This is a genomic window from Burkholderia pseudomultivorans, assembly GCF_902499075.1.
Classification (GTDB): Bacteria; Pseudomonadota; Gammaproteobacteria; order Burkholderiales; family Burkholderiaceae; genus Burkholderia; species Burkholderia pseudomultivorans.
Genome location: NZ_CABVPP010000050.1, coordinates 1 through 16,750, shown reverse-complemented (window position 1 = coordinate 16,750; position 16,750 = coordinate 1). Strand labels below are relative to the sequence as shown.

Below are 16,750 nucleotides of genomic sequence, written 5' to 3'. Positions count from 1 at the left end.
GCGCGCCGGTCGCCCGTTTCGAACCGACTGCGAAGGAGCACCACGATGAACACGACATCCTCCCCACAACCGGCGCGCCGGCGACGCACGGCGATGCTGCGGCGCATCGGCGCGCTCGCCGTCGCGGCGGCCGCCGTGATCGGCTATCAGCGCGCCGGCCGGTCCGCCGAGCCGCCGCGCACGGCCCCCGCCCCGACGCTCGACGAGACGCCCGGCGCGTCGCACGACGAAACGGCCGTGCTCGCCGGCGGCTGCTTCTGGGGCGTGCAGGGCGTTTTCGAACACGTGAAGGGCGTGAAGCAGGTCACGGCCGGCTACGCGGGCGGCGCATCCGAAACCGCGCATTACGCGCTCGTCGGCACGGGCCTGACCGGCCATGCCGAATCGGTGCGCATCGTCTACGATCCCGCGCGGATCACGTACGGCCGGCTGCTGCAGATCTTCTTCTCGGTCGCGCACGACCCGACCGAGCTGAACCGGCAGGGGCCGGACGAAGGCACGCAGTACCGTTCGGCGATCTTCCCGACCAGCGCACAGCAGCGCGCGATCGCGACCGCGTACGTCGCGCAGCTCGGTCGCGCGCATACGTTCGCCGCGCCGATCGTCACGCGCGTCGAGCCGTTCAAGGGCTTCTATCCGGCCGAGTCCTATCATCAGAACTACCTCGAGCTGCATCCGGACGCGCCCTACATCGCGTTCAACGATCTGCCGAAGGTCGCCGCACTGCAGCAGCGGTTTCCGGCGCTCTACCGCGCCGATGCGGTCCTGTGGCGCGACGCGAGCCGCTGACCGGCGCAGCGGCGGCACGAAGCAGCGGCGGCCGCGCGGGCCGCCGTTGCTTCGTCATATGAAATGTCCGACCGCAACGGCGGGACAAATGGACATCGATCGGGCTTCGCGCGGCAACTTCGCGTAGACTCCTCCAGATCGCCGTCGCGTCACGCGACGATCACCATCTGGTCAAGCAAGGAGGCGTCACGCATGCGCGCAGTGCCTTTGCCCGACAGCAACACCCTCGAACCCGCCAGCGGCGCGCTCGTGCGCGATCTGCGCCGCGTGCCGATTCACCCCGATTACTGGTATCCGCTCGCGTGGTCGCGCGAGCTCAAGCGTGGCAAGACGCTCGGCGTGCGCTTCGCCGGCGAGCCGATCGTGCTCGTGCGCACCGAATCGGGCGCCGTCTACGCGCTCGAAGACCGTTGCGCGCACCGCCAGGTGCCGCTGCATGCGGGCGTCGTCGCCGGCGAAACGCTGCGCTGCTGCTATCACGGCTGGACCTACGACTGCAGCAGCGGCCGCTGCGTCGACGTGCCGTATCTCGGCCGCGAGCGGCTGCCGAACGGCGTGCGCGCGTATCCGTGCCGCGAAGCGCACGGGCTGATCTTCGTGTTCCCCGGCGACGCGACGCGCGCCGACGAACGGCCGTTCCCGCTGCTCGCCTCCGCGGACGACCGCGGCTACAAGACGCGCCGCTTCGGCCGCGAGGTCAAGTGCCACTACTCGTTCATGCACGAGAACCTGATGGACATGAACCATCAGTTCCTGCACCGCAAGCAGATGGGCCAGATGCGCGCACGCTGCGTCGGCCGCCGTCGCGGCGACGACTGGGTCGAGGTCGACTACACGTTCGCGCGCATGGAAGGCAAGCAGCCGGTCGGCGAGGCGCTCGTGTTCGGTTCGAGCAAGAAGCCGGGCGACCAGGCGAACAAGAGCGTGATGACGGTGCGCACCGGCTACCCGTATCAGACGCTGCAGATCCGCTCGAGCGAGGGCACGCTCGTGATGGACCTGTGGATCGTCTACGTGCCGCTCGATGCCGCGCAGCGCACCAACCGCACGTTCGGGCTGCTGTCGATCCGCAAGCCGGGCGTGCCGTTCGCGCTCGATCTCGCGTGGCCGCTGCTCGTCTGGTTTACCGAGCGCATCTTCGGCGAGGATCGCTGGATCGTCGAGCGCGAGCAGGAAGCGCACGACGAGCAGGGCGCCGACTGGAACCACGAGGTGTTTCCCGTCATCAACGAACTGCGCGACCTGCTGCGCCAGTGCGGCGCACGCACGGTGATCCCGATCCGCGAAGTGGACGACGTGCGCTGACGCGCGCCGCCGCCCGCCCCGCGCCGCAGGCTCAGCGCGCGCGCTCGACCGGATGCGGCTCGCGCAGCCGGTTCGCGATGCGCGCCGCCTCGTAGTAGCCGGCCGCGGGCGGCCGCTTCAGGTAGCGGCCCGCGCCGCGCACCGCGCGCAGCTCGCCGTCGGCCCAGGCGAGCGCACCGCGCGTGAGCGTGTGCGTCGCGACGCCCTGCACGGTCATTCCCTCGAACACGTTGAAGTCTACCTGCTGGTGATGCGTGTTCACCGAGATCGTCTTCGTCGCGGCCGGATCCCAGACGACGAGATCCGCATCGGCGCCGACCTGCACCGCGCCCTTGCGCGGATACAGGTTGAAAATCTGCGCGGCATTCGTCGACGTGATCCGCACGAACTCGTTCGGCGTGATGCGACCGTGGTTCACGCCGTGATGCCACAGCACCGACATCCGATCCTCGACGCCGCCGCAGCCGTTCGGAATCTTCGTGAAATCGTCGCGGCCCATCGCCTTCTGCGAGGCGCAGAACACGCAGTGGTCGGTCGCCGTCGTGTGCAGCTGCCCGGCCTGCAGCCCGCGCCACAGCGCTTCGCGATGCTCGGCCGAGCGGAACGGCGGGCTCATCACATGCGCGGCCGCGCGCGTCCAGTCGGGATCGCGATACACGGCCTCGTCGATCACCAGGTGGCCGGGCAGCACTTCGCCGAACACGCGCAGCCCTTCGCTGCGCGCGCGCGTGATCGCATCGACCGCGTCCTTCGCCGAGACGTGCACGATATACACCGGCACGCCGAGCACCTGCGCGATGCGGATCGCGCGGTTCGCCGCCTCGCCTTCGACTTCTGGCGGCCGCGACAGCGGATGCGCTTCGGGGCCCGTCATCCCGCGCGCGAGGAGTGCCTGCTGCAGCCGGAACACGAGTTCGCCGTTCTCCGCATGGACGGTCGGCAGCGCACCGAGCTCGAGCGAACGCGTGAAGCTGTTCACGAGGATCTCGTCGTCGGCCATGATCGCGTTCTTGTACGCCATGAAATGCTTGAAGCTGGACACGCCGTGCTCGCGCACGAGCGTGCCCATGTCGCGATGCACGGATTCGTCCCACCACGTGACCGCGACATGGAAGCCGTAATCGGCCGCCGCCTTCTCGGCCCAGCCGCGCCATTCGCGAAATGCATCCATCAGCGGCTGCTTCGGGCTCGGGATCACGAAATCGATGATGCTCGTCGTGCCGCCCGCGAGCCCCGCGGCCGTGCCCGAATAGAAATCGTCGCTCGCCGTCGTGCCCATGAACGGCAGTTCCATGTGCGTATGCGGATCGATGCCGCCCGGCATCACGTACTGGTCGTGCGCGTCGACGATCGTCGCGCCGGCCGGCGCATCAATCTTCTCGGCGATCTGCAGGATCGTGCCGCCGTCCTGCGGCTCGGCGCACAGCACGTCCGCGCGATAGGAGCGGTCCGCATCGATCACGGTGCCGCCGCGAATCAGGATTGCCATCTCGTTGCCTCCTCGTTGACTGTCGGGTGCCGCATGGCGCGCATGCCGCGCGTCATGCACTCGCGATCTGCGCACGCTGCGCCGCGCGCCATCTCATCCACGTGCCGTACACGCACGACGCCAGCACGAGGCCGACGAACCACGCGTAGGTGTACAGCGTGTTGAAGAACGCCGGCACGTTCGGGAACGACGCCGGAAACGCGGTATGCAGAAAGCCGGGCAGGTTCGGCAGCACGCCGATCGCGAGCGCGGCGAGCGCGGCCGGATTCCAGCCGCGTGCATAGCTGAAGCCGCCGCTTTCGTCGAACAGCGCGTGCGTGTCGAGCTGCGTGCCGCGAATCAGGAAGTAGTCGACCATCATGATCCCGGCCACCGGCCCGAGCAGCGCCGAATAGCCGACGAGCCAGGTGAAGATGTAGCCGTCGGTCGTCGCGAGGATCTTCCACGGCATCATCACGATCGCGATCGTCGCCGTGATCAGCCCGCCCGTGCGGTACGAGATCCGTTTCGGCCACAGGCTCGAGAAGTCGTACGCGGGGCCGACCAGATTCGCGGCGAGGTTGCAGCACATCGTGTCGAGCGTCAGGATCACGAGCGCGATGCCGACACCGATGCCGGTCATCCGGCTCGTCAGGTCGATCGGATCCCAGATCGCGTTGCCGTAGATCACGACCGTCGCGGACGTCACGACCACCGACACGACCGACAGCAGCGCCATCGGCACCGGCAGCCCGAGCGACTGCCCGATCATCTGGTCGCGCTGCGAATGCGCGAAGCGCGTGAAGTCGGGAATGTTCAGCGCGAGCGTCGCCCAGAAGCCGACCATCGCGGTGAGGCCCGGCCAGAAGGTCGCCCAGAACAGCCCGGCCTTCTTGCCGCCGGCCGCGAACTGCGACGGCGCGGACAGCATCGAGCCGACGCCGCCCGCCTTCGAGGTCGCCCACCAGACGAGCGCGATGCACATCACGACCTTGATCGGCGCCGACCAGCTTTCGAGCCAGCGGATCGAATCGGTGCCGTGCACGATGAAATACAGCTGCAGTGCCCAGAACACCAGAAAGCACGCGAGCTGCCCGAGCGAGATGCCGACGAGCGGCAGCGCCGCGCCGTGCAGCGCGTTGCCGGTCAGGATGTTCAGCAGCGTGTAGATCGCGCTGCCGCCGAGCCAGGTCTGGATCCCGTACCAGCCGCACGCGACGATCGCGCGCAGCAGCGCCGGCAGTTTCGCGCCTTGCGTGCCGAACGACGCGCGCACGAGCACCGCATACGGAATCCCGTGCTTCGCGCCTGCGTGGCCGATCAGCAGCATCGGCACGAGCACGATCAGATTGCCGAGCAGCACGGTCAGCACCGCCTGCCACGGCGACATCCCTTCCTGGATCAGGCCCGCCGCCAGCATGTACGACGCGATGTTCATCACCATCCCGACCCACAGCGCCGCGAAGTGATACCACTTCCAGGTGCGTTGCGCCGGCGTCGTCGGCGCGAGATCGTCGTTGTACAGGCTGCCGCCCGGCATCGCCATGCCGTCGGGTTCGGCACCGTTCGCTGTCGCTTTCATCGGATGCGCTCCACGGAAACGTCCGCGCCGGCATCGCTCGATGCCGGCCGACGGAATCGAAAACGGCGGCCCGGCTCGCGCCGCGCCGCCGGCTACCGCTCAGGCCGCCTTCGCGTGCTTCTCGGGCGGCGTGGCACCCGCGCCTGCCTCCGCGCGTGCCGGGTTGTTCGGATGCGTGGTCCAGTTTGCGTAGCCGCCCGCGTCGACGCGCTCCATCGTGATGCACTGTTCGACCGGACACACGTGCATGCAGAGGTTGCAGCCGACGCAGTCGGCATCGACGACTTCGAAGTGCCGCACGCCGTCCTTCTCGCGCGTGATCGCCTGATGCGAGGTGTCCTCGCAGGCGATGTGGCACAGCCCGCACTGGATGCAACGGTCCTGGTCGATGCGCGCCTTGATGTCGTACTGCAGGTTCAGGTACTTCCAGTCGGTGACGTTCGGCACCGCGCGGCCGCGCACGTCGTCGAGCGTCGCATAGCCCTTGTCGTCCATCCAGTTCGACAGCCCGTCCACGAGGTCCGACACGATCCGGAATCCGTAATGCATCGCCGCCGTGCAGACCTGCACGCTGCCCGCGCCGAGCACGATGAATTCGGCGGCGTCGCGCCATGTCGAAATGCCGCCGTAGCCGGAGATCGGCAGATTCGGCGTTTCCGGATCGCGCGCGATCTCCGCGACCATGTTCAGCGCGATCGGCTTGACCGCGGGCCCGCAGTAGCCGCCGTGCGTGCCCTTGCCGTCGACGGTCGGGATCGGCGCCATCTGGTCGAGATCGACCGCGACGATCGAATTGATCGTGTTGATCAGCGACACGCCGTCCGCGCCGCCCTTGTAGGCGGCGCGCGAACCCATCCGGATGTCGCTGATGTTCGGCGTGAGCTTCACGAGACACGGCAGCTTCGTGCCTTCCTTGACCCAGCGCGTGACCATCTCGACGTATTCGGGCACCTGCCCGACCGCCGCGCCCATGCCGCGCTCGCTCATGCCGTGCGGACAGCCGAAGTTCAGTTCGACCGCATCGGCGCCGGTGTCCTCGACGAGCGGCAGGATCCATTTCCAGTCGCGCTCGTTGCACGGCACCATCAGCGACACGATCAGCGCGCGGTCGGGCCAGTCGCGCTTCACCTGCGCGATCTCGCGCAGGTTCACGTCGAGCGGACGATCGGTGATCAGCTCGATGTTGTTCAGCCCCGCGATCCGCTGGCCGTTCCACTGCACGGCGCCGTAGCGCGAGCTGACGTTGACGACGTGCGGATCGAGTCCGAGCGTCTTCCAGACGACGCCGCCCCAGCCCGCCTCGAACGCGCGGTTGACGTTGTAGGCCTTGTCGGTCGGCGGCGCGGAGGCCAGCCAGAACGGATTCGGAGAAGTGATGCCCGCAATGGTGCAGCGAAGATCGGCCATGTTCGGCTCCGTGAAGGTGGGGTCGTTGTCGTCGATACGAGGACGCGCGATGCACCGCTCACGCGGCGCGCACACTGCGTTGCGCGAGCGCGGCGTCGATCGATGCGGCCGCGCGCTTGCCGTCCTGCACCGCCTGTACCGTCAGATCGATGCCGCCCGTCGCGGCGCAGTCGCCGCCGGCCCATACGTCGGGCCATGCGGTGCGGCCGTCCGCGTCGACCGCGATGCGCGCGCCGTCGGGCGTCAGCAGCGCGGGGGCGACGCCGTCCGGCACGAGCGTCTGGCCGATCGCCTTCAGCACCATGTCGGCATCGATCGTCAGGCGCTCGCCGGACGCCGTGTCGAATTCGACGCCCGTCACCTGACCGCCTGCACCGAACATCCGCACCGGCCGCGCATGCGTGACGAGCGTCACGCCGTTCTTCTGCGCGAACTCGCGTTCGGCCCAGGTCGCACTCATCGCTTCGACGCCGCGCCGATACACGATCGTCACGCGCTCCGCGCCGAGCTTGCGGCTCTGCACGGCCGCATCGACCGCCGTGTTGCCGCCACCGATCACGACCACGCGACGCCCGACCGGCACGTTCTCGAGCGCATCGGCCTGCCGCACCTGTTCGATGAAATCGACCGCGTTCATCACGCCCGCGAGCTGCTCGCCCTCCACCGCGAGCGCGCGCACGCCGCCGAGGCCGATCGCGAGAAACACCGCATCGTGCCCTTCGCGCAGCGCGTCGAGCGTCAGGTCGCGGCCGAGCGCGACGCCCGTCTTCAGTTCGATGCCGCCGACCGACAGCAGCCAGTCCACTTCGCGCTGCGCGAAATCGTCGACGGTCTTGTAGGCGGCGATCCCGTATTCGTTGAGCCCGCCCGCCTTCGCACGCGCATCGAACAGCGTCACGCGATGGCCCGCGAGCGCGAGCCGGTGCGCGCATGCGAGCCCGGCCGGCCCCGCGCCGACCACGGCGACGTGGTATCCCGTGTCGGGCGCGCGCTGGAAGCGCACCGCGCCGCTCGCCATCGCCCAGTCGGTCGCATGCCGCTGCAGCGCGCCGATCGCGACCGGCTGCGCGTCCTGATGGTTGCGCACGCATGCACCCTCGCACAGGATTTCGGTCGGACAGACGCGCGCGCACATGCCGCCGAGCGGATTCGCGGACAGAATGTCGATCGCCGCGCCCTTCAGGTTGCCGTTGCCGATCTTGCGGATGAAGCCCGGAATGTCGATCTGCGTCGGGCAGGCGTGCACGCACGGTGCGTCGTAGCAGTAGTGGCAGCGGCTCGCGGCCGCCGCGGCCGCGGTGGGATCGAGCAGCGGCGCGATGTCCGCGAATTCGCAGGAGAGCTGCGTGGACGACTGGCGGTGCGCGGCGATATCGCCGGTTGGCTGGGTGGTCATACGCGTTCCTTCGGCTGGGTGGAGACAAAGCCGTCCCCGCCGGCTGCGTGCGCGGCGCCGGGACGATCGTGCTGCGGAATGCGGTACGGCGGCGGCGTGCGGGCCGCGCGCCGCGTTACGGCTGCTGCGTCATGACACCGGCTCGCACGCGCGCGACAGCATCGCGTGCAGCAATACGTTCGCGCCGGCCTCGATCCATTCGGGCGTCGCGTCTTCGACCTCGTTGTGACTGATGCCGTCGACGCACGGCACGAACACCATCGACGTCGGCGCGACCTGCGCGAGATAGCACGCATCGTGGCCGGCGCCCGAGACGATGTCGCGATGCGGATAGCCGAAGCGCTCGGCGGCCTCGCGCACGGCCTGCACGCACGCCGGATCGAATGCGACCGGCTTGTAGTAGAAGATCTGCTCGAGCGCCGTCTCGAGGCCGATGTCGGCCGCGATGCGCGCGACGCCGTCGCGCAGCGCCGCATCCATCTGCGCGAGCACCGCATCGTCCGGATGACGGAAATCGACGGTGAAGAACACACGGCCCGGAATCACGTTGCGCGAGTTCGGATGCACCTGCATCATCCCGACCGTCGCACAGCCGAACGGCGCGTGATCGAGGCCGATCCGGTTGACGAGATCGACGACACGCGACGCGCCGAGCAGCGCATCGCGACGGCGCGGCATCGGCGTGGGGCCGGCATGCGCTTCCTGTCCGGTGAACGTGATCTCGTACCAGCGCTGCCCTTGCGCATCGGTGACGACACCGATCGTCTTGCGCTCGGCCTCGAGAATCGGCCCTTGTTCGATATGCAGCTCGAACGCCGCATGCAACGGCCGGCCGCCGCACGGTACGTCGCCCGCATAGCCGATGCGCTGGAGTTCCTCGCCGATCGTCTTGCCGTCGACGTCCTTGCGCGACAGCCCGTACTCGAGCGTAAACACGCCCGCGAACACGCCCGACGCGACCATGGCAGGCGCGAAGCGCGAGCCTTCCTCGTTGGTCCAGATCACGACCTCGATCGGATGCTCGGTCTCGATTCCGTGGTCGTTCAGACTCCGAATCACTTCGAGACCGCCGAGCACGCCATAGATGCCGTCGAAGCGGCCGCCGGTCGGCTGCGAATCCGCGTGCGAGCCCGTAACGACCGGCGCCGCATCGGCGACGCGCCCGGCACGGCGCATGAACACGTTGCCCATCGTATCGACGGTCACCGTGCACCCGGCTTCCTTCGCCCAGCGAACGATCAGGTCGCGGCCCGCCTTGTCGAGATCGGTCAGCGCGAGGCGGCAGACGCCGCCCTTCGGCGTCGCGCCGATCTTCGCCATTTCCATCAGGCTGTTCCACAAACGCTTGCCGTCTACCTTGATCGACGGATCGATGGCCGTCCGCTTCAATGCTTCCGATACCGCATTCATGCGCGTCGCTCCTGTGGGGTCGGTGAGGCCGTCGATCCGGTCTTCGCCGGTGCGCACGCGATCCGTTTCGGCGCACACGTGCACGGCTGCGGTGCGTGTGCGCATCGTTCGCGCGTTTCGTCCGACACATCGCCGGCGGGGTTCGCGCGGCTGCCCGCCGCGCATCGAATCCTGTCCGATTGGACAGGTTTTAGACGATCAAAATTGCCAAAGCAATGTCTTTCTTGACGCGATCGAACGAGCGAGAAACGTGCCACCGCATCGCAACATCGCGCGCGCCCACCGCACGGCCATGCATGGGCGCGACGCACACGAGCGGCTAGAATGAAGCCCAACGCGGCATGCGCGCCGCGCAAGGACAACGATGAGACATGACGACGCGAGCGCCGCAGTGACCGAAAGCGATCCAGCGCACACGCCTTTGCGGCGACGCAAGGCGCACATCCGCGAGAGCAATGAAGCGCATCTGCTCGCGTGCGCGGAAGCCGTGTTCGCCGAGCGCGGGCTCGACGGAGCGAGCACCGCGATGATCGCGGAGCGCGCCGGTTTGCCGAAGGCGAACCTGCATTACTACTTCCCGACGAAACTCGCGCTGTACCGCCGCGTGCTCGACGATCTGTTCGAGGACTGGCACCGTGCGGCCGGTTCGTTCGAGGCCGGCGACGATCCGGTGGAGGCGATCGGCAACTACGTGCGCGCAAAGATGGCGCTGTCGCGCCGGCGCCCGCTCGGCTCGAAGGTGTGGGCGAACGAGATCATCCACGGCGCCGAGCATATGGAGGACATTCTGTCGGACCGCGTGAAGCCGTGGTTCGACACGCGCGTGAAAGTGATCGACGGCTGGATCGCGCGTGGGCTGCTCGCGCCGATCGATGCGCGTGCGCTGATGTATCTGATCTGGGCGACCACGCAGCACTATGCGGATTTCGACGCGCAGATCCGCGCGCTGAGCGGCAAGCGTGCGCTCACGCAGAAGGCGTTCGACGAGAAGACCGAGCAGGTCGTGCAGCTCGTGCTGCGCGCGTGCGGCGCCGTGTCGCCGAAAGCGCCGCGCTAGTGCGCGCAAAAAAGGGCGACGCGAGCGCGCAGCGGCGTGGCCGCGTGCGTCACTCGTCGTCGCCCTCGCACCGCGCGCGCCACCGTGCCGCGCGCCGATGCACTCGCCGTTACGCGACGCGTTCGATCGCGATCGCCGTCGCCTCGCCGCCGCCGATGCACAGCGACGCGACACCGCGCTTCAGCCCGTACGATTCGAGCGCGGCCAGCAGCGTCACCATCACGCGTGCGCCCGATGCGCCGATCGGATGACCGAGCGCGCACGCACCGCCATGTACGTTGACCTTGTCGTGCGGCAGATCGAGATCGCGCATCGCCGCCATCGGGACGACTGCGAACGCCTCGTTGATTTCGAACAGATCGACGTCGCGCAGGTTCCAGCCGGTCTTTTCGGATAGCGTGCGAATCGCGCCGATCGGCGCGGTCGCGAACAGATTCGGCTTGTTCGCAAACGTCGCATGGCCGACGATCACGGCCTTCGGCGTGAGACCGAGACGCTGCGCTTCGGAGCGGCGCATCATCACGAGCGCGGCGGCGCCGTCCGAGATCGACGACGCGTTCGCGGCCGTGACGGTGCCGCCTTCACGGAACGCGGGCTTCAGCGTCGGGATCTTGTCGAGCTTCGCCTTGCCCGGCTGTTCGTCGATCGACACGACGGTTTCCGTCTTGCCGGCCTTCACCGTAACCGGCGCGATTTCGGCCGCGAAGCGGCCTTCGGCGATCGCGCGCTGCGCACGCGTGAGCGACGCGATCGCGAATGCGTCCTGCGCTTCGCGCGTGAACTGATAGGCCTGCGCGCAGTCTTCCGCGAATGTGCCCATCAGGCGGCCTTTTTCATAGGCATCCTCGAGGCCGTCGAGGAACATGTGATCGAGCACCTGGCCGTGCCCCATCCGCATGCCCGCGCGTGCCTTCGGCAGCAGATACGGCGCATTCGTCATGCTTTCCATCCCGCCCGCGACCGCGACGTTTGCCGAGTCGGCATACAGCAGATCGTGCGCGAACATCGCGGCCTTCATCCCCGAGCCGCACATCTTGTTGACGGTCGTCGCGCCGGCCGACAGCGGCAGCCCGGCCTTCAATGCGGCCTGACGCGCCGGCGCCTGTCCCTGCCCCGCCGGCAGCACGCAGCCGAACACGATTTCGTCGATGCGCTCGGCCGGCACGTTCGCGCGCTCGAGCGCCGCGCGGATCGCTACCGCGCCGAGATCGCTCGCGCTCGCGGCGGCCAGGTCGCCCTGAAAGCCGCCCATCGGCGTACGCGCCGCGCCGACGATTACGATCGGATCCTGTGTCGTCATGATTCGTTTCCTCCAGTGTCAGCGCGGTGCCATGCGCAACGCGCCATCGAGACGGATGACTTCGCCGTTCAGCATCGTGTTCTCGGCGATATGGCGTACCAGCGCCGCGAATTCTTCGGGACGCCCGAGCCGCGGCGGGAACGGCACGCTCTTGCCGAGCGCGTCCTGCACTTCCTGCGGCATCGCGGCCATCATCGGCGTCGCGAAAATGCCCGGCGCGATCGTCACGACGCGAATGCCGAAGCGCGCGAGCTCGCGCGCGATCGGCAACGTCATGCCGACCACGCCGCCTTTCGACGCCGCATACGCGGCCTGTCCGATCTGGCCGTCGAACGCGGCCACCGATGCGGTGTTCACGATCACGCCGCGCTCGCCTTCCGCGTCGGCGTCCTGCTTCGACATCGCCTCGGCGGCAAGCCGGATCATGTTGAACGTGCCGACGAGGTTGATCGACACCGCGCGTGTAAAGCGCTCGAGCGAATGCGGGCCGTCGCGGCCGACGACCTTCTCGCCCGGCGCGACGCCCGCGCAGTTCACGAGCCCGTCGATGCGGCCGAACGCGTCGCGTGCGGCCGCGATCGCGGCCTGCCCGTCGGCTTCGCTCGTGACGTCGGTCTTCAGCAAGCGTGCCGCCGCGCGGAGTTCGTGCGCGACGCTCGCCAGCGCGTCGCCGTTGACGTCCAGCAGCATCGCCTTGCCGCCTTCGGCGACGACCATGCGCGCCACCGCGGCGCCGAGGCCGGAACCGGCGCCCGTGATCAGGAAAACGCGATCTTTGATCTTCATTCGGAGTCCGTTGTAGAAGGTGTTCAGGGTTGAGCGGCCTTGTCGGCCTCCATCTTGCGCAGCACGAAGCGCTGGATCTTGCCGCTCGGCGTTTTCGGCAGCGCGTCGACAAACTCGATCGCGCGCGGATAGGCGTGCGCGGACAGCCGCCGCTTCACGTGCAGACTCAACGCTTCGGCGAGCGCCGGCGTGCCTTCGTAGCCGTTCGACAGCACGACGAAGGCCTTGACGATCTCCGTGCGCTCGGGGTCGGGCACGCCGATCACGGCCGCCTCGCTGACCGCCTCATGTTCGATCAGCGCGCTCTCGACGTCGAACGGGCCGATCCGGTAGCCGGACGACGTGATGACGTCGTCCGCGCGGCCGATGAAGCTGACGGTTCCGTCCGGCTCGAGCTCGACGTTGTCGCCCGTGCGGTAATAGCCGCCTGCGATCGCCGGCGTGTCCTGCCGCCAGTATCCGTCGAACCACAGCAGCGGCGAACGCGCGATGTCGATCGCGAGCGTGCCGGGCTCGCCCGGGCCGAGCTCGCGACCTGCGTCGTCGAGCACCGCGACGCGGTAGCCCGGCATCGCGAAACCCGCGGAACCGGGATGGACGACGTGCGCGAGCCCGTGATGGTTGTTCACGACCATGCCAAGCTCGGTCTGGCCATAATGATCGTAGATCGGCGCGCCGAGCGCCGCATCGAACCAGCGCACGACTTCCGGGTTCAGCGGTTCGCCCGCGCTGCTGACTACGCGCAGCTTGCCCTTGATGCGCGCGGCCGCGTCGGAGCCGGCCGCCATCAGCATCCGGTACGCCGTCGGCGAACCGGCGAGGCTCGTAATGCCGAGCCGCTCGATCACGTCGTACGTGCTGTCGACCGTAAAGCCGCCTTCGTACAGCGTCGTCGCATGGCCGACCAGCAGCGGCCCCGTGATCGCGTAATACAGTCCGTATGCCCAGCCGGGATCGGCAATGTTCCAGAACCGGTCTTCGGCGCGCAGGTCGACCGCGTCGCACATGTACTGGCGAAACGCGAGCAGCGCGCGCAGCGGCACGGGCACGCCTTTCGGCAAGCCCGTCGTGCCCGACGTCGACATCATCATGAACAGGTCGGTGCCCTTGCGCAGCACGGGCTCGAACGTATCGGACTGCGCGTCCAGCGCCGCACGGAAGTCGATGTCGCCGTCCGGCAGCGGCGCTTCGGCAGCGCGCACCGTCGCGACGGGCGGACAATCGGCAACCTCGTCGAGCTTCGCGCGGTTCGCGACGTTCGTCACGACGAGTCGCGCATCACTCATGCGCAGCCGGTGCTCGATCGCCTTCGGACCGAACGCCGTGAACAACGGCTGATAGACGGCGCCCGCGCGCCACGTACCGAGGATCGTCGCGACCAGTTCGGGCGTGCGCGGCAACAGCCCGGCCACCACGTCACCCGGCTTCACGCCGCGCTCGACCAGCAGGTTCGCGACGCGCGCCGCAAGCGCTTTCATCTGAGCAAACGTGAAGCGATGATGCGCACCGTCGATGTCGATCCAGTCGAGTGCGACCGCATCGCCGGACGCATGACGATCGCAGCATTCGACGCAGGCGTTCAGGCCATGCTCGAGGTCGCCGTGCAACTGCGCCGCGACAGTGTCGATTCGGAACCGGGCCACGGCGTCGGCATACGCCGGCACCGCCCGGGCGGTTGCTCCATCAGGCATGCGTGTCTCCTGTTCATTATGACCGCCGGCGGGCCGCAAGGGCGTCGGGGGGTACATCGATGGTAGACAGCCGTCACATTGCAATCAATGACAAACAGAAACTAGAATCGTGATCGGTTTTGCCATGTCGGGAGACAGCAGACAAAATGGGGCCGCAAATGATCTCGCCGGGTTTCGTCGAGGATGCGCTTGCCTGCATGCGGCGGCAAGGGCTTCCGATCGCGCCCGTGCTGCACGCGGCCGGGCTGCCGCCGGTCGTGCGCGAGCCCGTGACACCGCAGCAGTACGGCCGGCTTTGGCTCGAGATCGCCAGCGCGCTCGACGACGAATTCTTCGGGCTCGCCGCGCGCCCGATGCGGCGCGGCAGCTTCACGCTGCTGTGTCACGCCGTGCTGAACGCCGGCACGCTGGAAAAGGCGTTGCGGCGCGCGCTGCAGTTTCTGCGCGTGGTGCTCGACGAGCCGCACGGCGAACTCGTCGTCGCGGACGGGCTGGCGCAGATCGTGCTCGTGCCGTCCGACACGCCGTATCCGGCGTTTGCATACCGGACGTTCTGGCTGATTCTGCTCGGCGTCGCATGCTGGCTGATCGGCCGGCGTATCCCGCTGCAGCGCATCGATTTCGCGTGCGCGAGCCCCGAGCAGCGCAGCGACTATCACCGCTTCTTCGGCGTGCCCGTGCATTTCGATCGTCCGGACAGCCGGCTCACGTTCAATGCCGCGTATCTGTCGCTGCCGACGATCCGGTCGGCGCAGGCCTTGAAGACGTTTCTGCGCGGCGCGCCCGGCAATCTGCTGGTGCGCTATCGGCACGATACGGGCTGGGTCGCGCGGACGCGCACGCATCTGAAAGCGTTGCCTGCAGCCGAATGGCCGGACTTCGACACGCTGGCCGCGCGGCTCGGCACGACGCCGCCGACGCTGCGGCGACGCCTGCGCAGCGAAGGACAAAGCTTCGCGTCGATCAAGGACGAACTGCGCGGTGCGCTCGCGCAGTCGCTGCTGCGCGAACAGACGTTGAGCGTCGCGGAGATCGCGGCCGCGCTCGGATTTACCGAACCGAGCGCGTTTCATCGTGCGTTTCGGAAATGGACAGGCACGAGTCCCGGCGCGTTTCGGCGCGACGTCAACGCGACGCAGGCCGAGCAGTGAGGGGCCGGTTTGCGCGGAAGCCGGCGGTCGATGCATTTGCTCCGTCGGCTCTCGCGCACCCGCTGCTCTCGGGCCGACGCTGGGCGGAGCCGGGCTGCTGTGCGCAATGCTCGGACCAGGTTGCGCGTGACACGGCCCGCTCACATACTGAGCGGTCCTTGCGGGCGAGGTCGCTGCGATGATGATGGTCGATCAGGGTGTTGCTTCGGTGCTGGGTGTCGTCGGATCCGCCGTGTCGCTGGTGGCGGCCGTGCCGTACGCGCTCGCGATCTACCGTCGCACCGTTCGCCCGCATCTGTTCACGTGGCTCATCTGGTCGGTCGTCACGGTCATTGCCGCGGCCGGTCAGTTCGTGGCGGGCGCGGGACCGTCGGCGTGGTGCACGGCAGCGATCGCCGTGACCTGCGTGCTGACCTTCGTCGCGAGCATCTTTCGAGGCGAACGCGGCTGGACCCGCGCCGACTGGGTGTTCCTGTGTGCCGCGCTGTCTGCCATTCCGCTCTGGATGCTGACCGACGACCCGACGCTGTCGATCTGCGTGGTGACGTTGATTGAACTGGCCGGCCTCGGCCCGACCGTTCGCAAGACGATCCGCGATCCGTGGAGCGAAAGCCTGACCTATTTCGCGCTCTGCATCGTCAAATACGCGCTGGCGGTACTGGCGCTGCGGAGCTGGAGCGTCGCAGTCGCGTTTTACCCGGTCGTGAATGTCCTGGCGTCGATCGGCATCTGCGTGGTGATGGTCGAGGGACGACATCGATTGCGGTCGAAAACGAAAGTCGAGCGCGGCTCATGAGCGATACGACGGACGGGAGACGAAATGCGCGCACCATTTGCCGTACGTGCCGCCCGCGCCTCGGATGCGGGGCACTTGACGACGCTGGCTTGCCTGTCGAAGGCGCACTGCAGGTATCCGCGCGAATGGCTCGACTTGTCGGAAGCCGATCTCAAGATCACACCAGAGACGATCGACGAGTCGACCGGTTACGTCGCCTAGTGCGAACGTCGGATCGTCGGTTTCTGGGTTAGGGCGGCGATGGATTGCGAGCGACCGACACCCGGATGGCTGTTCCTCCATCCGGGTCATATCGGTCAGGGTATTGGCCGCGCCCTGTGGACGGCGGTCCGGAAAGAGGCTGCAGCGCGAGGCATTGCAAGTTTCGCGATCGAAGCGGCCCCGAAGAAGACGGCCGTGCCGAATCACAGGGTCGTTTTCGCGCATTTCCGGTGCCCCAAATGCAAAAACCCCCGCCTGTTGGGCGGGGGTTTCTGGCTTAGGGAGCCTGACGATTACCTACTTTCACACGGGAATCCGCACTATCATCGGCGTAGAGTCGTTTCACGGTCCTGTTCGGGATGGGAAGGGGTGGGACCGACTCGCTATGGTCATCAGGCAAAGAGGGTTGTT

The 16,750-nt window shown here is 67.9% G+C and carries 14 protein-coding genes, 1 rRNA gene and 1 pseudogene; 7 read left to right on the top strand and 9 right to left on the bottom strand.

The window, feature by feature from the left end; translation table 11 throughout:
• Positions 1 to 45: 45 nt before the first annotated feature.
• Together msrA and BST28156_RS25995 are read left to right on the top strand one after the other, a co-directional pair.
• On the top strand, positions 46 to 789 hold the full coding sequence (msrA, locus tag BST28156_RS26000; protein WP_060097105.1) for a peptide-methionine (S)-S-oxide reductase MsrA: 744 nt from the start codon (positions 46 to 48) through the stop codon (positions 787 to 789).
• A gap of 192 nt (positions 790 to 981) precedes the next feature.
• Positions 982 to 2,094, top strand: a complete 1,113-nt coding sequence (locus BST28156_RS25995) for a Rieske 2Fe-2S domain-containing protein (protein WP_012217804.1) — start codon at positions 982 to 984, stop codon at positions 2,092 to 2,094.
• A 31-nt stretch (positions 2,095 to 2,125) separates the two neighbouring features.
• Here the strand turns inward: BST28156_RS25995 and hydA are convergent, their stop codons facing one another.
• The 5 genes from hydA to BST28156_RS25970 form a co-directional block, all read right to left on the bottom strand.
• A complete protein-coding gene (gene hydA / locus BST28156_RS25990) occupies positions 2,126 to 3,583 on the bottom strand; it encodes a dihydropyrimidinase (protein ID WP_012217803.1) in 1,458 nt (485 codons plus the stop codon).
• 52 nt (positions 3,584 to 3,635) lie between these two features.
• The gene (locus BST28156_RS25985) at positions 3,636 to 5,144 is read right to left on the bottom strand and encodes an NCS1 family nucleobase:cation symporter-1 (RefSeq protein ID WP_012217802.1); all 1,509 of its coding nucleotides are present in this window, start codon (positions 5,142 to 5,144) and stop codon (positions 3,636 to 3,638) included.
• Positions 5,145 to 5,243: 99 nt separating this feature from the next.
• Positions 5,244 to 6,551, bottom strand: a complete 1,308-nt coding sequence (preA, locus tag BST28156_RS25980; protein ID WP_174903719.1) for an NAD-dependent dihydropyrimidine dehydrogenase subunit PreA — start codon at positions 6,549 to 6,551, stop codon at positions 5,244 to 5,246.
• A gap of 58 nt (positions 6,552 to 6,609) precedes the next feature.
• Positions 6,610 to 7,947, bottom strand: coding sequence for an NAD(P)-dependent oxidoreductase (locus BST28156_RS25975; RefSeq protein WP_012217800.1), 1,338 nt, complete (start codon positions 7,945 to 7,947; stop codon positions 6,610 to 6,612).
• A gap of 129 nt (positions 7,948 to 8,076) precedes the next feature.
• Positions 8,077 to 9,357 (bottom strand): Zn-dependent hydrolase, encoded by a 1,281-nt coding sequence (locus BST28156_RS25970; protein WP_012217799.1) that lies wholly within the window; start codon positions 9,355 to 9,357, stop codon positions 8,077 to 8,079.
• 364 nt (positions 9,358 to 9,721) lie between these two features.
• Here BST28156_RS25970 and BST28156_RS25965 point away from each other — a divergent pair, with 364 nt between their 5' ends.
• Positions 9,722 to 10,414 carry a TetR/AcrR family transcriptional regulator gene (locus tag BST28156_RS25965; RefSeq protein ID WP_012217798.1) on the top strand — a complete coding sequence of 231 codons (693 nt, stop codon included), beginning with the start codon at positions 9,722 to 9,724 and terminating at the stop codon, positions 10,412 to 10,414.
• A gap of 109 nt (positions 10,415 to 10,523) precedes the next feature.
• Here the strand turns inward: BST28156_RS25965 and BST28156_RS25960 are convergent, their stop codons facing one another.
• The 3 genes from BST28156_RS25960 to BST28156_RS25950 are packed head-to-tail and all read right to left on the bottom strand — an operon-like array spanning position 10,524 to position 14,191.
• On the bottom strand, positions 10,524 to 11,714 hold the full coding sequence (locus tag BST28156_RS25960; RefSeq protein WP_012217797.1) for an acetyl-CoA C-acetyltransferase: 1,191 nt from the start codon (positions 11,712 to 11,714) through the stop codon (positions 10,524 to 10,526).
• Positions 11,715 to 11,732: 18 nt separating this feature from the next.
• Positions 11,733 to 12,500 (bottom strand): 3-hydroxyacyl-CoA dehydrogenase, encoded by a 768-nt coding sequence (locus BST28156_RS25955; protein WP_060097110.1) that lies wholly within the window; start codon positions 12,498 to 12,500, stop codon positions 11,733 to 11,735.
• A 23-nt stretch (positions 12,501 to 12,523) separates the two neighbouring features.
• On the bottom strand, positions 12,524 to 14,191 hold the full coding sequence (locus BST28156_RS25950) for an acyl-CoA synthetase (protein WP_012217796.1): 1,668 nt from the start codon (positions 14,189 to 14,191) through the stop codon (positions 12,524 to 12,526).
• Positions 14,192 to 14,337: 146 nt separating this feature from the next.
• On the opposite strand from BST28156_RS25950, the gene BST28156_RS25945 reads away from it, so the two are divergent.
• The 4 genes and pseudogenes from BST28156_RS25945 to BST28156_RS35115 form a co-directional block, all read left to right on the top strand.
• Positions 14,338 to 15,342, top strand: a complete 1,005-nt coding sequence (locus BST28156_RS25945; RefSeq protein WP_012217795.1) for an AraC family transcriptional regulator — start codon at positions 14,338 to 14,340, stop codon at positions 15,340 to 15,342.
• Positions 15,343 to 15,520: 178 nt separating this feature from the next.
• On the top strand, positions 15,521 to 16,138 hold the full coding sequence (locus BST28156_RS25940) for a hypothetical protein (protein WP_012217794.1): 618 nt from the start codon (positions 15,521 to 15,523) through the stop codon (positions 16,136 to 16,138).
• A 75-nt stretch (positions 16,139 to 16,213) separates the two neighbouring features.
• Positions 16,214 to 16,339, top strand: a complete 126-nt coding sequence (locus tag BST28156_RS35120) for a hypothetical protein (RefSeq protein WP_012217793.1) — start codon at positions 16,214 to 16,216, stop codon at positions 16,337 to 16,339.
• A 39-nt stretch (positions 16,340 to 16,378) separates the two neighbouring features.
• Positions 16,379 to 16,498: pseudogene (locus BST28156_RS35115) on the top strand (GNAT family N-acetyltransferase); the annotation flags it as partial.
• Between the two features lie 125 nt (positions 16,499 to 16,623).
• On the opposite strand, the gene rrf reads toward BST28156_RS35115, so the two are convergent.
• Positions 16,624 to 16,736, bottom strand: a 5S ribosomal RNA gene (gene rrf, locus BST28156_RS25935).
• Between the last annotated feature and the right edge of the window lie 14 nt (positions 16,737 to 16,750).

What these genes read in the sequence shown, in the direction of transcription:
- msrA (WP_060097105.1), top strand. Translation starts at nt 46, where the DNA reads ATGAACACGACATCCTCCCCACAACCGGCGCGCCGGCGACGCACGGCG.
- BST28156_RS25995 (WP_012217804.1), top strand. Translation starts at nt 982, where the DNA reads ATGCGCGCAGTGCCTTTGCCCGACAGCAACACCCTCGAACCCGCCAGC.
- hydA (WP_012217803.1), bottom strand. Translation starts at nt 3,583, where the DNA reads ATGGCAATCCTGATTCGCGGCGGCACCGTGATCGATGCGGACCGCTCC.
- BST28156_RS25985 (WP_012217802.1), bottom strand. Translation starts at nt 5,144, where the DNA reads ATGAAAGCGACAGCGAACGGTGCCGAACCCGACGGCATGGCGATGCCG.
- preA (WP_174903719.1), bottom strand. Translation starts at nt 6,551, where the DNA reads ATGGCCGATCTTCGCTGCACCATTGCGGGCATCACTTCTCCGAATCCG.
- BST28156_RS25975 (WP_012217800.1), bottom strand. Translation starts at nt 7,947, where the DNA reads ATGACCACCCAGCCAACCGGCGATATCGCCGCGCACCGCCAGTCGTCC.
- BST28156_RS25970 (WP_012217799.1), bottom strand. Translation starts at nt 9,357, where the DNA reads ATGAATGCGGTATCGGAAGCATTGAAGCGGACGGCCATCGATCCGTCG.
- BST28156_RS25965 (WP_012217798.1), top strand. Translation starts at nt 9,722, where the DNA reads ATGAGACATGACGACGCGAGCGCCGCAGTGACCGAAAGCGATCCAGCG.
- BST28156_RS25960 (WP_012217797.1), bottom strand. Translation starts at nt 11,714, where the DNA reads ATGACGACACAGGATCCGATCGTAATCGTCGGCGCGGCGCGTACGCCG.
- BST28156_RS25955 (WP_060097110.1), bottom strand. Translation starts at nt 12,500, where the DNA reads ATGAAGATCAAAGATCGCGTTTTCCTGATCACGGGCGCCGGTTCCGGC.
- BST28156_RS25950 (WP_012217796.1), bottom strand. Translation starts at nt 14,191, where the DNA reads ATGCCTGATGGAGCAACCGCCCGGGCGGTGCCGGCGTATGCCGACGCC.
- BST28156_RS25945 (WP_012217795.1), top strand. Translation starts at nt 14,338, where the DNA reads ATGGGGCCGCAAATGATCTCGCCGGGTTTCGTCGAGGATGCGCTTGCC.
- BST28156_RS25940 (WP_012217794.1), top strand. Translation starts at nt 15,521, where the DNA reads ATGATGATGGTCGATCAGGGTGTTGCTTCGGTGCTGGGTGTCGTCGGA.